A 14,935-nucleotide genomic window follows, 5' to 3' on the forward strand; every position below is an offset into this window, starting at 1 on the left:
GTCCCACAGTGGGCAGGACATCGCCCGCTGGCACCACCAAACGAAAACGACCATGACTATTTCTTGCAACACCACGGAAGCACAGCGCCTCGACGCGCTCCACAAGCTCAATATCCTCGACACGCCGCCGAGCGAAGCGTTCGACCGCATCACGCGCATGGCCGCGCGGCTGTTCAACCTGCCGATTGCCGCCGTCTCGCTGACCGACACCGACCGCCAGTGGTTCAAGTCGCGCGTGGGTGTCGACCACTGGTCAATCCCGCGCGTGAAGGCCCCGTGCGGCAATGTCGCCGACAATAGCGACCTGCTGATCATCCCCGACCTGCAGGACGACGCGTATTTCCGCGACAGCCCGCTGGCCGCCGGCGGCATCCGCTACTACGCTGGCGCGCCGCTGGTCACTGCCGACGGTCACTGCCTGGGCGCCATGTGCGTGCTGGGCACCGAACCGCGTGATACCACGCCCGAAGAGCTGACCATCCTTTGCGACCTGGCCGCGATGGTGATGTCGCAGATCGAGATCATGCATGCGCTGGGGCGCGTCGATGCGATCAGCGGCCTGCCCAACCGTAACCAGTTCATCGAAGACTTCCACGACTTGCAGCGCGACAGTGCCGAGGGCGCCCAGCGCGTGGCGGTGCTGATCAACCTGGCCACGCCAGCGCAACTGGCACACGCCGTGCGCGCCATGAATCCGCGCTACCTGGACGAACTGGTGGCCGATGCCGCCGCCTGGATCCGCGCCGAACTGGGCGCCGGCCGCAAGGTGTACCACGTGGCCACCACCCAGTTCGCGATCCTGACCACGCCCGGCATGAGCATCGATCGGTATCCGCCGCTGCTCGAAGCCAAGCTCGAACACGCTATCGCCACCGTCAAGACGCGTTTTGTCGCCACGCCCACCATTGGCGTGGTGCCTTTTGATATCAGCAATACCGACGCCCTGAGCGTGCTGCGGCGCGGCCAGAGCGCGGTGCAGGACGCCATCGAATCGGGCCGCAGCGTGGCCATGTACTCGGCCGGCGAAGACCAGGTCTATCGCCGCCGCTTCAGCCTGCTCAACGACTTCGGCGAGGCGCTCGAGAGCCGCAACCAGTTGCGCCTGGTGTTCCAGCCACGGATCGACATTGCCAGCGGCGACTGCGTGGGCGCGGAAGCGCTGCTGCGCTGGAACCATCCGACACTCGGCGCCATTGGCCCCGGCGAGTTCATGCCCATCGTCGAGCGCTCGCGCCTGGCGCAGGCAGCCACCGCCTGGGTGCTGAACACCGCACTCGATCAGCAACTGGCCTGGCGCCATGCCGGCCTGGTGCTGCAACTGTCGATCAACGTTTCGGCGCTCAACCTGCTGGAAGCCGACTTTGCCGACCGCGTGGTGGCGGGCCTGATGCGGCGCGGCCTGCCGCACCACTGCCTGGAACTGGAGATTACCGAGAGCGCCATCATGGAGCACCCGGCCAAGGCGCACGCCACGCTTGATGCGCTGGCGCAGGCCGGCATCCACCTGGCAATCGACGATTTCGGCACCGGCTACAGCAGCCTGGCCTACCTGCAGCGGATGCCGGCCGACGTGGTCAAGATCGACCAGTCGTTCGTGCGCGACATCGAACACGACCAGCGCCAGCAAGGGCTGGTGCGCGCCATGATTTCGCTGTCGCAGGAACTGGGCCACCGGGTGGTGGCCGAAGGCGTGGAGAACGGCGCGGCGCTGGCCTTCCTGCGCTCGGCCGGCTGCGACGAGGCGCAAGGCTACCTGTTCGCGCGGCCGCTGGAAGTGGCCGATTTCGGCCGCTGGCACCAGCGCCAGGCCATGCAGGATGCGGCGCCGGTGCTCGATGTGGACACCGCACTGGAAGCGGTGGAACGCGCATTTGCCATGCGCGTGCCGCGCGTACCGTGCACGGTACCTTCCCCGCGCACGCTGCTGGCCGCTACGCGCCGCCGGCCACTGGTGCGCTAAAGGCTGGGTAAAGGCTGCTTAAAGGCTGGTTAAAGGCTAGTCCTGGCCGATCAGCACGATCGGATTGCGGGTACCGAAATTGACACTGCCGCCGCGCACCACGGCAGTCTTGCCCGAGTAGTAGTCGCGCACCTTCTGGCCGTTGGCAAACACGCCGTGCAGCTTGATGGTGCTGGCCTTGTCGGTCGGCAGGTCGAGCGCCACCACCACCCGGTCGCGCAGGCCGCCCTGGTCGTACGTGCGCTTGAAGATATACGGCTTCGCTTGCAGCTGCTGGTGCACGCCCGCCCCCACCGCCACGTGGGCGCGGCGGAACTGGCCCAGGCGGCTCCAGTGCGCGTACACGTCGCCGACCTTGTAGCCGTCGCGCTGCGTATTTTGCGCCAGCTCATCCCAATTCATGAAGGACCGTAATTTGGCGTCACCGGTGGCGTCGGCAATATCGAGCTTGCGCGCGGTTTCGTCGCCGTAGTAGATCTGCGCGGCGCCGGGCGCCAGCAGCAGCTTGGTCGCGCTCTCGAACGGGCGCTTGCGCGCGGCGTCGAACGGCGGCTCGTAGTCGTGCGAATCGATGTAGTTCAAGACCGAGTAGCCTTGCAGCGCGCCGCCGTGCAGCATGTTCGAGTAGCTCGAAAACAGCGCTTCGTAATCCTTGTTGGCGTCGCGCACCAGGCCGAAGTTGATCAGGCTGTCGAAGCCCTGCTGGTAGTAGTTGGCAACGGTGCCGCCGCCCAGGTCGTGGGTCTGGCCGTGGGCGATATCGTAGTTATAGACTTCGGCGGTCATGTAGAACTTGTCGCCGAGCTTCTTGTCCGGGTTGGCTTTTTTCCAGTCTTCGTACGCCGCATCGGCCACCGTGCGCAGCTCTTTCCACACCTGCGGTTCCACGTGCTTGACGGTGTCGGCGCGGAAGCCGTCGACGCCAAATTTGCGGATCCAGTCGGCGTGCCACTTCATCAGGTAGTAGCGCGGCGCGCGCGGATAACCGGTCCTGGCAAAAAACTCGTCGAGCTCTTTGACCTGCTGGGTGTAGCGCCCTTCGCGGCGCCATTTTTCCACCAGTTGCGGCGGCAGCTCCACCTCGGCGTCGCTGTCGGTGCGGATGTCCGGCAGGTTGTTGACCAGGGTGCAGGAGATGGTGGTTTTCGCGTCCTTGTAGGTGCAGGTAGGATCGGTACGCACCCAGTCCTGCGGCCATGCCGGATCGATCGGCGTGACCGGACCGGTGTGGTTCATCACCACGTCGAGGATCACGCGGATGCCGCGCGCGTGCGCCGCGTCGACGAAATTACGGAAATCGTTCTCGGTGCCCAGGTTGGCGTCCACCGCCGTAAAATCCTTGGCCCAGTAGCCGTGGAAGCCGTACGACTTGCCGGTGCCTTCGTCGGTGCCGGCGTGGATCTGTTCAACCGGCGGCGTGAGCCAGATGGCGTTCACGCCCAGCGCATCGAAGTAGCCGTCGTTGATCTTGTTGATCAGGCCAGCGAGGTCGCCGCCCATGTAGCCGCGCAGCGGTGCCGCATCCTTCTGGCGGCCGTACGCCAGGTCGTTGCCGGTAAAGGCGTTATTGAAACGATCGGTCAGCACGAAATACACGGTGGCGTTTTCCCACAGGAAGGGCTGGGCCGCCCTGGGCGCCTCGATCGGCGGCGGGCCCTTCTTCTTGACGCCAGTGGCCTGGGCTGCGGCGTTGCCGCCGGTTGCGGCCAAAGCCAATGTCATCACTGCCAGGGAAATCGTGCTCCACCGTGTCAATCTCATGCTGTTTTCCTTATAGTTTACGTGGTGACGGTCGGACGCGCGCGTCCGGTCCAGCCCTCGATGCCGGCCACCTGTTCGGCGATCAGGATCAGGGCCGAGAGGGCCTGCTGGGTTGGTAAATGGTGCAGCTCGGGATCGGCCTCGTAGCGCTCCAGGTACACGCGCAGGGTGGCGCCTTCGGTGCCGGTGCCCGACAGGCGGAACACGATGCGCGAGCCATTGGTCATCACAATGCGAATGCCCTGCTTTTTCGATACCGAGCCGTCGATCGGATCGGTGTATTCGAAGTCGTCGGCGAAATCGACCACGTACGCGCCCAGGTCGGCGCCCTGCAGGGTCGCCAGCTTGATGCGCAGAGAGTCCATCAGTTCGTTGGCGCCCTTGGTTTCCACTGCCTCGTAGTCATGGCGCGAGTAGTAGTTGCGGCCGAAGCGCGCCCAGTGTTCGCCCACCAGTTCCTGCACCGACTTGCCGGTGGCGGCCAGCAGGTTGAGCCAGAACAGCACGGCCCACAGGCCGTCCTTTTCGCGGATATGGTCGGAGCCGGTGCCGTAGCTCTCTTCGCCGCACAGGGTGGCCTGGCCGGCGTCGAGCAGGTTGCCGAAGAATTTCCAGCCGGTTGGCGTCTCGAAGCTCGGGATGCCCAGCGCTGCTGCCACGCGGTCCGACGCCTGCGAGGTGGGCATGGAACGGGCGATGCCTTTCAGGCCGGCGCGGTAGCCTGGCGCCACGGTGGCGTTGGCGGCCAGCACGGCCAGGCTGTCCGATGGGGTGACGTCGAACTTGCGGCCGACGATCATGTTTCGGTCGCCGTCACCATCGGAGGCGGCGCCGAAGTCGGGCGCATCGTCGGCCGCCATGATCTCGATCAGCTGGGCGGCATTGACGGGATTAGGATCGGGATGCAGGCCGCCAAAATCTTCCAGTGGTTCGCCGTTGATGACGGTGCCGCTTGGTGCGCCGAGCATGCCTTCGATGATGGCCTTAGCGTACGGGCCGGAGACGGCGGACATGCCGTCAAAGCACATGCGGAAGCCACCGCCGAACAGCTTGCGGATGGCGTCGAAGTCGAACAGTTTCTGCATCAGTTCCGCGTAGTCGGCCACCGAGTCGATCACGACGATTTCGGTCTGCTCGATGGTCGACGTGCCGAGCAGGTTCAGGTCCACGGCTGGGGCATCGCTGATGCGGTATTCGGTAAGCGCTTCGGTGCGGGCGTAGATCGCCTCGGTGATCGACTCCGGGGCCGGGCCGCCGTTGGCGATGTTGTACTTGATGCCGAAGTCGCCGTCCGGGCCGCCCGGATTGTGGCTGGCCGAAAGCACGATGCCGCCGGCCGCGCCATGCTTGCGGATCACGCAGCTCACCGCCGGCGTGGACAGCACGCCACCCTGGCCGACCAGCACTCTGGCGTAGCCGTGGGCTGCTGCCATGCGCAGGATGACCTGGATCGCCTCGCGGTTGTGGTAGCGGCCATCGCCGCCGACCACCAGGGTTTTGCCGGCGACGTCGCCGAGCGTGTCGAACACGCTTTGCACGAAATTTTCCAGGTAGTGCGCCTGCTGGAAGACGGTGACCTTCTTGCGCAGGCCGGACGTGCCGGGACGCTGGCCGGAAATCGGTTGGGTGGTGATGGTTTGAATGCTCATAGTCGCTCCGCGTGAATGAAAGGCAGCGCACTGATGCGCCGCCGTAATTGCCATTATCTCACGGGCAATATTACATTATTAACGTTCAGGGGCTGCGTTATCTTGAACGGCCAGCGTGAGGATGGCCGCCACCAGCATGCACACGCCGCCGAGCATCAAGGTCTTGACCGCCTCGCCCATGAACACGTACTTGGTCACGAAGCCGAGCAGCAGGCTGCTCATAATTTGCGGAATCACGATGAAAAAATTGAACACGCCCATGTAGTAACCCATGCGCTTGGGCGGCAGGGCGCCGGCCAGGATCGCGTACGGCATGGTCAGAATGCTGGCCCAGGCAATGCCCACACCCACCATCGGCAGGTACGACATGCGCACATCGTGCACGGCGAACAGGCTGATCAGGCTGACGCCGCCGATGGCCAGGCACAGCGTATGGGTGAACTTGCGGCTCGTATGGCGCGCCAGCACCGGCAGCACGAACGCCGCCAGCGCGGCCACGCCGCTATACACCGCAAACATCACGCCCACGTGGCTGCCGGCGGCCTGGAACGCGGCCGACTGCGCGTCGGTGGTGCCGAACACGTTTTTGCCGATGGCGACGTTGGTGTAGATCCACATCGCAAAAAGGCCGATCCAGGTGAAGAACTGCACCGCTGCCAGCTGCACCATGGTCTTGGGCATGCCGGCAAAACCGGCCAGGATTTCCTTGATTGCGTGCAGCAGGCCCTGGTTGCGGCGCTGCTCGGCACGGAACGCTTCCATGTCCTCGGGCGGCAGTTCCTGGGCGGTCAGCACGGTCCACAATACGGCGCTCATGTAGATGGCGCCGCCGGCGTAGAACGAGTAGCGCACGGTGTCGGGAATGGCGCCGGCCACCGATTCGTTGGAGACGCCCATGTAGTCGGCAAAGATGGTGGGCAGCAGCGAAGCGATCACCGCGCCCCAGCCGATGAAGAAGGTCTGCATGGCAAAGCCGGCGGTCTGCTGCGATGGTCCCAGCTTGTCGCCGACGAAGGCGCGGAACGGTTCCATCGAGACGTTGATGGCGCCATCGAGCATCCACAGCACCGCCACGGCCATCCACAGCGCCGACGAGTGCGGCATCAGGAACAGCGCGATCGAGGCGAACAGCGCGCCCAGGAAGAAGAACGGCCGACGGCGGCCCCAGGTCGGGTGCCAGGTGTTGTCGCTCAGGTAGCCGATGATGGGCTGCACCAGCAGGCCCGTGACCGGGGCGGCGAGCCAGTACAGCGACAGGTTGTCGGGATCGGCGCCCAGAGTGGAGAAAATCCGGCTGGTGTTGGCGTTTTGCAGCGCGAAGCCGAATTGAATGCCGAAGAAGCCGAAGCTCATATTCCACAGCTGCCAGAACGACAGTATGGGCTTCCTGAGGTGTGAGTGCATGCTGCGCGTCCCGAGTATTTTGAATTTGTAGCAAAATAACATGCAGACACGGGTGTGTCAAATGAACTTTTCCCTAGTAAAATAACGAAAAACAGCGGGTTGACCACCTATTTTTGACGCCAAATGTAGCCAAACAACACAACGACGAGACTCCACACTGACATGATACGCAATTCCTTCGTTCAACTCTCCGCCGGCCTGCCCCTGATGGTGCTGGCGCTGGCCCCGGCCAGCGTGACCGCTGCTACTGCCGAGCGCACCTTCGAGTCGATGGTCGCCGCCAGCGGCCAGCTCGACATCCGCACCAGCGACGGCCGCTACGTGATCAAGCCCTACTCCGCCGCCATCCTGGAAACCACCTTCATTCCTGCCGGCGAAGGCTACGATCCCGCCTCGCACGCGGTGGTGCTAGCACCTGCGGCAGTCATGGCCACCGCACAGGACAAGGGGGATCGCATCGAGTACGCCACGGCCGGCATCGCTGCCACCATCACCAAGTCGCCGTTCCGCATCAGCTACACCTACAAGGGCAAGCCGCTGGTGGCGGAAAAGCGCGGATTTCTGAAGGTGCGCGACGACGTCGCCACCGGCAGCAAGGATATCAACAAGGGCGAAGCGCGCGAGCTCGACGCTATCGAATTCGCACTCGACGCCAACGAGGCGTTATATGGCGCCGGTGCGCGCGCCGTGGGCATGAACCGGCGCGGCAACCGCTTTACCCTGTACAACAAGGCCGACTATGGCTACGGCGCCACGTCGAAGCAGCTCAACTACGGCATGCCGATCGCCATGTCGTCGAAACTGTACGCGCTCCACTTCGACAACGCCCAAACCGGCTACCTCGATTTCGACAGCAAGAAGGACAACACCCTGACCTGGGAAACCATCGGCGGCCGCAAGACCTACCAGGTGATCGCCGGCGACACCTGGCAGGACGTGGTGGGCAACTACACCAGCCTGACCGGCAAGCAGCCGTTGCCGCCGCGCTGGGCTTTCGGCAACTTCGCCATGCGCTTCGGTTATCACACCGAGGCGGAGGCGCGCAAAACAGTGCACCAGTTTGCGCTCGACGACATCCCGCTCGACGCCATCGTGATGGACTTGTACTGGTTCGGCAAGGACGTCAAAGGCACCATGGGCAACCTGGCCTGGGACAAGGACAACTTCCCCAACCCTACCGGCATGATTGCCGATTTTCAAAAACAAGGCGTGCAGACGGTGGTGATCTCGGAACCGTTCATCGTCAATACGTCGAGCCGCTGGCAGGAGGCCGTCGATAAAAAAATCCTCGGTACCGGGCCGGACGGCAAGCCGCTGTCGTACGATTTCTTCTTCGGCCACACCGGCCTGATCGACATCTTCGGCGCCCCGGGGCGCGACTGGCTGTGGGATATCTACAAGGGCCTGCGCCAGCAAGGCATCAAGGGCGTATGGGGCGATCTGGGCGAGCCCGAACTGCACCCCACCGCCATGCGCCACGCCACCGGCAGCGCCGACGAAGTCCACAACATCTACGGCCACCAGTGGGCGCGCCTGGTGGCCGAGGGCTATCAGAAGGACTTCCCAACGGAGCGGCCATTCATCCTGATGCGCGCCGGCTACTCGGGCACGCAGCGCTACGGCATCATCCCGTGGTCGGGCGATGTCGATCGCAGCTGGGGCGGTTTGCAGTCGCAGCCCGAGATCGCGCTGCAGATGGGCATGCAGGGCGCCGGCTATATGCACTCGGACCTGGGCGGCTTTGCCAACCCGGTCGAGGACGACGAACTGTATGCGCGCTGGCTGCAGTACGGCGTATTCCAGCCGGTGTTCCGCCCGCACGCGCAGGAGGAAGTGCCATCGGAACCGGTGTACCGCAATGCGGCGACGAAAGCGCTGGCGCGCCAGGCGATCCGCCTGCGCTACGCGCTGCTGCCGTATAACTACACGCTCGGTTTTGAAAACAACCAGCGCGGCCTGCCGCTGATGCGGCCGATGGTGTACGAAGAACCGGGCAACCCGAAAGCGCAGTCGATGTCATCGACTTACCTGTGGGGCAAGGACTTCCTGGTCACGCCGGTGATGACCAAGGGGGCGCAGGCGGCCGACGTGTACTTCCCGGCCACCAGCGCCTGGTTCGATTTTTATACCGGCGAACGCCATGCCGGCGGCGCCAGTAAAACCGTGGCCTTAAAGGCCGACCACATTCCGGTGTACGTGCGTGCCGGCGCCTTCATCCCGATGACGGCCGTGGTGCAGACCACGCGCGACTACAACACCCGCCGTATCGCCCTCCACTACTATCACGATGCGGCGGTAACCGCCGGCAGCGGCCAGCTGTACGACGACGACGGCGCCACCGCGCAGGCCTACGAGCATGGCAAGTACGAGCTGCTGCGTTTCGCCAGCGTGTTCAAAGGCCGCACCTTGAGCTTGAGCGTGGCGTCGGAACTGGGCAAGCAGCAGGCCCGCCAGCCGCGCGCCTTCGACGTCAGCGTGCATAACGTGGCAAACAGGCCTGCCGCCGTGAAGGTCGACGGCAAGGCCGCCGCCTTTGGCTGGGATGCCCAGGCCAGGCTGCTGACGGTGACCTTGCCCGCCAATGCGGCAGCGGCACGCAGCGTGGTGGTGACCTTGTGACGTTGTAAACGCATCGAGCGCTTCACACCCAAAGAAGTGTGAAGCGCTCGATGCTGCCGAACTACAGCTCTACAACTGTCAGCAATCCGCGATCAGGCGCGCTGGTAGACGTCTTCGAAACGCACGATGTCGTCTTCACCGAGGTAGCTGCCGGACTGCACTTCGATCAGGTGCAGCGGCAATTTCCCTGGATTTTCCAGGCGGTGATTCATGCCGATAGGAATATAGGTCGACTGGTTTTCCGACAACAGCGTGACATTTTCGCCGCACGTCACGCGCGCGGTGCCGCTGACCACGATCCAGTGCTCGGCGCGGTGATGGTGCATTTGCAACGACAGCTTGCCACCTGGATTGACCGTGATGCGCTTGACCTGGAAACGTTCACCAATGTCGATGCCTTCGTACGAGCCCCACGGGCGGTACACCTTGGTGTGGTGCAGGTGCTCGGTGCGGTCATCGGCGTTGAGGTGTTCGACCACTTTCTTGACGCGCTGTACGTGATCGCGGTGCGTGACCAGTACCGCGTCGGCGGTTTCCACCACCACCAGGTCCTGCACGCCGATCACGGCCACGATGCGGCTTTCCGCACGCACCAGGCTGTTGCTCACGCCGTCCAGGTACACGTCGCCACGGCTGGCGTTGCCCTCGGCGTCGTGTTTTTCCACGTCCCACAGCGCAGACCACGAGCCGACATCGTTCCAGCCGATGTCGGCAGCCACCACCACCGCGCGGCGGGTGTGTTCCATCACAGCGTAGTCGATCGATTCGGACGGCGAGGCGGCAAACGACGCTTCGTCCAGGCGGCAGAAGTCGAGGTCGCGGTAGGCCAGGCGCACCGCCTCTGCGGCCGACGCTTCCATGGCCGGCTGCAAGGCACGCAGTTCGTTCAGGTACGTCTGGGCCTGGAACAGGAACATGCCGCTGTTCCAGTAATACGCGCCATCGGCCAGGAAGCCCTGCGCGGTGGCGAGGTCCGGCTTTTCGACGAAGCGTTCGACCTTATAGCTGCCAGAATCGGCCACCACAGCATCGCCGCGGCGGATATAGCCATAGCCGGTCTCGGGGCCGGTCGGCACGATGCCGAAGGTGGCCAGCGCACCATCGTTGACCAGTTCGGCCGCGTGGGCGATGGCGGCATGGAAACCGGCGCGGTCATTGATGACGTGGTCGGCCGGCAGGACCAGCATGACTGCGTCGGGATCCTGGCTCAGCAGGAAATGGGCGGCGGCGGCCACCGCCGGCGCTGTGTTGCGGCCGACGCACTCGAGCATGATGCCCAGCGGCGTCACACCGATTTCGCGCATTTGCTCGGCGACCATGAAGCGGTGTTCATTACCGCAAACGATCAGCGGCGCGGCCACCGTGGCGCCCTCGGGCAGGCGCAATACTGTCTCCTGCAACATCGAACGATCTGATACCAGCGGCAGCAATTGCTTGGGCATCATCGCGCGCGACAGCGGCCATAGACGGGTACCGGCGCCGCCGGACAAAATGACTGGATAAATTTTCAAGTGAGATTCTCTTTCTTTGTTGCGGCATTAGCTCCGGCAAAAAGTTGCAACGGAGCCCGAAAATTAAGCCTTCAATAATGCACAGCGTACGATCTCTACACCAAACAATGACACGACGCCGAGGCCGCAAGAGCGCGCAATTATAATGCGCTGGTGGCATACATTGCAATGAGCCACCAGCAGCCGCTGACTGCGGTTGAATGCGAACGCAGCGGCATCAGCAGCAACGAAATTGCCCCTCCTTGTCAGCGAAAACAATGAGGCAAACAACAGTATAATGCTTCCGGCGCATACATTCCGAAACCTTGGATCATCAATGTTCTTGGCTGAAGTAGCAAAATGGTACATCGTCGCCTCCCAAGGCTGACATACCGTCGTATGGGAATCGGAACGGTCCTGTCGCCTGACTGCGCCCAGTCCCAGAAGACATGTTCGTCGCGTGCTCACAGGGAAGCGATGCGGCGTTTCCGTCGTTCCCGCATCTCAACAGTGTTTTCCGTTTTGCTACCCTTCCTCTGGCTGCACATGCCACAGTTGACTTCATGGCTGCGCTAACAGCATGCGCAACATTACGTCGACGAGACGGCGGGCGGCCACCGCGATCCCAGCTTGGCTGGATTTCTGCATGATTGATTGCTGCAGCGAGCGCAGCGAATCAGACACGTTCATCGAGAAGCGGCGAGGCTTTGTAAACTTCCGAATTTTGCGTCGTCGCACTAATCCAGCAGTTCGCGCCACTGAAACTCTTGTTTAGCAGTCAACGCGACATTCGTGGCGAATTAGCCCCATTAAGCTTTAGTACGACGATGAGATGGCTTGGAAGGTAGTGAGGAAACACATCAATCGATGGTAAAATCTCGCCGCACCGATTCTCGCCCCCTATCCTGCTGAATACGTCCCATGGATCGCCAAGTAATTGTATGAATATCACTAACTCCTTCGACTGTTCGAATGTCTCTTGCACTTCGCACGCGCTATCGCGCGCGGTGCAACAATGAGCTTAATTAAGTCAACTCTGCTGAACGGTATTGCCGTTGCAGTAAAAGTCGGTGCTGCCATGATCCTCAATAAGGTTCTGGCGGTCTACGTGGGGCCGTCCGGCTATGCAGTGATCGGCCAATTCCAGAATGCGCTTGCGGTGGCACTCAGCCTGGGCGGCGGGGTGATGGGCCCGGGTATAACCAGGGGAACTGCTCAGCATTTTGATAACCGGGCACAACAGCACGCCATCTGGCGGACTGCATTCAAACTGACCATGTCTGCCACATTGGTGGCAAGCATCATGTTCATCATCGCGCATCAATGGCTCTCCGGCAAATTGCTAGAGCGGGCCGACATGGGTACAGTGTTCATCGGACTCGGTCTCGCGATGCCGGCAATCGCCATTAATAACCTGATTTTGGCGATTATCAACGGTAAAAAGGATGTAGTCACCTACGTCAGCGCGAACGTTATTGGAAGCATCTGCAGTCTGGTGGTCGTGGGAACGCTCACTTACACATGGGGTTTGTATGGTGCGCTGCTGGCGATTGCGATTAGTCCCGCGGCATCCCTTCTCGCAACCTGCGCACTTGTATCGCGACGGGACTGGTTCAAAGTAAGATTTTTACGCGGTAAGGTCGACCGTCCGGCGGCACGTGAGTTGTCGGGTTTCGGCTTGATGGGACTGACCTCGGCACTGATGGCGCCGCTGACTTACATGTTCATTCGCAATTATTTGTCCGAAACGCTTGGCTTAAATGCTGCCGGCTACTGGCAAGCTTCGTGGAAGATCAGCGAGATTTACCTGATGATGGTGACCTTGACGTTGTCGATGTACTACCTGCCACGTTTGGCGGAAATCAAGGCTCGGATCGAGTTGCGCAAAGAGGTGATCAAGGTATATAGCGTAATACTGCCGATGGTGATTATCGGTGCCGTCATCATGTACATACTGCGCGACTTTATTACAGAAAAACTGTTTTCGCGAGACTTCGAACCGATGCGTGATCTGTTCCTGTGGCAATTGACAGGCGACGTAATGAAGATAGGCTCCTGGATCCTGGCCTATGTCATGCAGGGACGAGCCATGGTCCGCACCTTCATCGTGACCGAGATCATCTTTTCCTTGTCATTCTATGCACTTACCGTCGTATTCGTATCCATTTACGGCTTGCAAGGCGTCGCGATAGCTTACGCCTGCAACTATCTGCTGTACTGGATTAGCATGGCGGTCCTGGTTAAAAATGAAATGGAGAAAATGGATGCCACAAATGTCTAGCTTAAGGACGAACAGCAGCTGTCAACTGACGTCAGTTTTGATACCCCTATATAACCATGCCCACTACGTCGTGGAATGCCTCAATAGCGTATTGGCGCAAGACCCAGCTACCATCGAACTGATCCTAATAGACGATGGATCTTCCGACGACGGCTTCTTGGCAGCCCAGCGCTGGAAGGAAGAGCATGGCAGCCGTTTTGCCCGCATTGATTTCCAGCGTCAGACCAATGCAGGCATTACGAAAACTTTCGATCGCCTGCTAAAAAAGAGCACTGGAAGCGCCCTCATGATTGTTGCCAGTGACGACATGTTGTTGCCGGGATCAATCGCGAAGCGCAAGGAATTACTGCTTCAACCGGGGGTGCTGGCTGTATTTGGCGACGCCATTCCAATTGACGAGGAAGGCAACGTCACTGGCACCAGCGCCGTAGCAGAGCTGGGTAGACCATGCTCACGTGCAGCGCTCGCGGATGCACGTACACTGCCTTGGGAAATCATCTACCGCTGGAACATTTATGGTTCGGTCCTGCTTTGCCGGCGCGAAGCCATGATCAAACCCGATGGCAACTCAGTGCTAAACCTGGACCTCTACAGCGAAGATATGCAACTGTACTACCTCTTTGCTTCAAAGGGTGGCTTACGCTACATCAACGAGCCAGTGGCTAAATACCGCGTGCACACGGGTAGTGCTTCTCACTCTCCTAGCAACTTGGCAATATTGCGAACCAATATATATTGTTCCCGCAAACACGCCATGCCCGCTATGCCGATATGGCGACGCGCCGTCGTAGGCATGCAAGCCATAACTTACCACCGCTGGAATACCAGCTTGCGCTCCCGCTTGCTGTTGCCTGTCGTGGCAGTCGCGTATGCGGGCCTGCTGACATCGCGATTTGCCTACGACTTTTATCGGACCAAGATGCTGGGGCAGCCGCGCGAAATCTGAGCAAACGCCGGGTGCCATGCGTATTCGACGTTGCACGGTTGATCATCAGTACGGCACCATCAAAGCCTAGATGGAGGCAACGCAATTCCTGAGCAAGGGTTTGGAGCGCGTGAGGACCGAGATGAGCCTTCATGTCCTCGCTTATACCTCAAGCGACTGCTCGCTATCCTAGGTATTGCGGATATGATGAAGGCCATCGAGGCTTTTATCCATTTGCGAGGCTTAAAAGCGGCGCTTCCGACGATTGCCGTGGTATATCGAATAGGAAGTTCCAAAAAATGATATAGCGCAGTGCAATGCGTTTTAGCCTTTCAAACACAGCTTGGCGGCCAGAATCGTAAGCGGCCAGTCGCCCCACCTGTACAGCGTATTTAGGTTTGGATAAAGTCCGGGAATGGCAACAGCGAGTCGATCTGGCTGTTGGGGCACGTCGGGAGACGTTCCAATATATCGGCGAGCCAGCGCGCCGGATCTAGTCCGTTGAGCTTGGCGGTAGCGAACAGGCTCTGGATAGCGGCGGCACGACGGCCGGCCCGCTCCGAGCCGGTAAAGAGCCAGTTTTTCTTGTTATGCGGAGCTCCGCATAACAAGAATTATGCTCGGTTCGCGATTATGCAAGGCTTGTCGCGAACAGACCGTAGTTGCGGCGCTTTTGGATTTATGAGCACGACATAATAAACGGTGGTTTCCTATAGAGCCAAACACGCTTGAGGAGATCACCATGTCCGAGGATTGTAGTGGTTTAATGTACCCGGACACCAATTTAGGCGAGAATGCTCGCCATGGAGAGGTGTTTGATGAGCAAGCAAAGACGTACATTTTCCC

8 protein-coding genes and 1 pseudogene are annotated in these 14,935 nt (G+C 61.0%); 4 read left to right on the forward strand and 5 right to left on the reverse strand.

The annotated features are described in order from the left end of the window. The first annotated feature begins 52 nt into the window (after positions 1–52). Positions 53–1,960: a sensor domain-containing phosphodiesterase gene (locus J2X54_RS21035; protein WP_310183292.1), complete on the forward strand. Its 1,908-nt coding sequence runs from the start codon at positions 53–55 to the stop codon at positions 1,958–1,960. 36 nt (positions 1,961–1,996) lie between these two features. Here the strand turns inward: J2X54_RS21035 and J2X54_RS21040 are convergent, their stop codons facing one another. The 3 genes from J2X54_RS21040 to J2X54_RS21050 all read right to left on the reverse strand — a co-directional run bounded on the left by J2X54_RS21040 (position 1,997) and on the right by J2X54_RS21050 (position 6,774). Continuing rightward, a complete protein-coding gene (locus J2X54_RS21040; RefSeq protein ID WP_310183295.1) occupies positions 1,997–3,721 on the reverse strand; it encodes an alpha-amylase family glycosyl hydrolase in 1,725 nt (574 codons plus the stop codon). A gap of 17 nt (positions 3,722–3,738) precedes the next feature. Beyond that, complete coding sequence (locus J2X54_RS21045) at positions 3,739–5,370, reverse strand: alpha-D-glucose phosphate-specific phosphoglucomutase (RefSeq protein ID WP_310183299.1); 1,632 nt, start codon at positions 5,368–5,370, stop codon at positions 3,739–3,741. Positions 5,371–5,448: 78 nt separating this feature from the next. Next, a complete protein-coding gene (locus J2X54_RS21050) occupies positions 5,449–6,774 on the reverse strand; it encodes an MFS transporter (protein WP_310183301.1) in 1,326 nt (441 codons plus the stop codon). A gap of 162 nt (positions 6,775–6,936) precedes the next feature. Between J2X54_RS21050 and J2X54_RS21055 the strand changes: the two genes are divergently transcribed. Beyond that, a complete protein-coding gene (locus J2X54_RS21055; protein WP_310183303.1) occupies positions 6,937–9,393 on the forward strand; it encodes a TIM-barrel domain-containing protein in 2,457 nt (818 codons plus the stop codon). 92 nt (positions 9,394–9,485) lie between these two features. Here the strand turns inward: J2X54_RS21055 and J2X54_RS21060 are convergent, their stop codons facing one another. Continuing rightward, positions 9,486–10,904 carry a mannose-1-phosphate guanylyltransferase/mannose-6-phosphate isomerase gene (locus J2X54_RS21060; RefSeq protein WP_310183306.1) on the reverse strand — a complete coding sequence of 473 codons (1,419 nt, stop codon included), beginning with the start codon at positions 10,902–10,904 and terminating at the stop codon, positions 9,486–9,488. A 994-nt stretch (positions 10,905–11,898) separates the two neighbouring features. On the opposite strand from J2X54_RS21060, the gene J2X54_RS21065 reads away from it, so the two are divergent. Together J2X54_RS21065 and J2X54_RS21070 are read left to right on the forward strand one after the other, a co-directional pair. Continuing rightward, positions 11,899–13,164: an O-antigen translocase gene (locus tag J2X54_RS21065; RefSeq protein WP_310183309.1), complete on the forward strand. Its 1,266-nt coding sequence runs from the start codon at positions 11,899–11,901 to the stop codon at positions 13,162–13,164. Next, complete coding sequence (locus tag J2X54_RS21070) at positions 13,157–14,110, forward strand: glycosyltransferase (protein WP_310183328.1); 954 nt, start codon at positions 13,157–13,159, stop codon at positions 14,108–14,110. The genes J2X54_RS21065 and J2X54_RS21070 overlap by 8 nt, the downstream gene beginning before the upstream one ends. A gap of 371 nt (positions 14,111–14,481) precedes the next feature. Here J2X54_RS21070 and J2X54_RS21080 read toward each other — a convergent pair. Beyond that, positions 14,482–14,676: pseudogene (locus tag J2X54_RS21080) on the reverse strand (transposase domain-containing protein); the annotation flags it as partial. Positions 14,677–14,935 lie beyond the last annotated feature (259 nt).

The organism is Duganella sp. 3397 (assembly GCF_031456625.1).
In the GTDB taxonomy this organism is placed as follows: domain Bacteria; phylum Pseudomonadota; class Gammaproteobacteria; order Burkholderiales; family Burkholderiaceae_D; genus Rugamonas; species Rugamonas phyllosphaerae.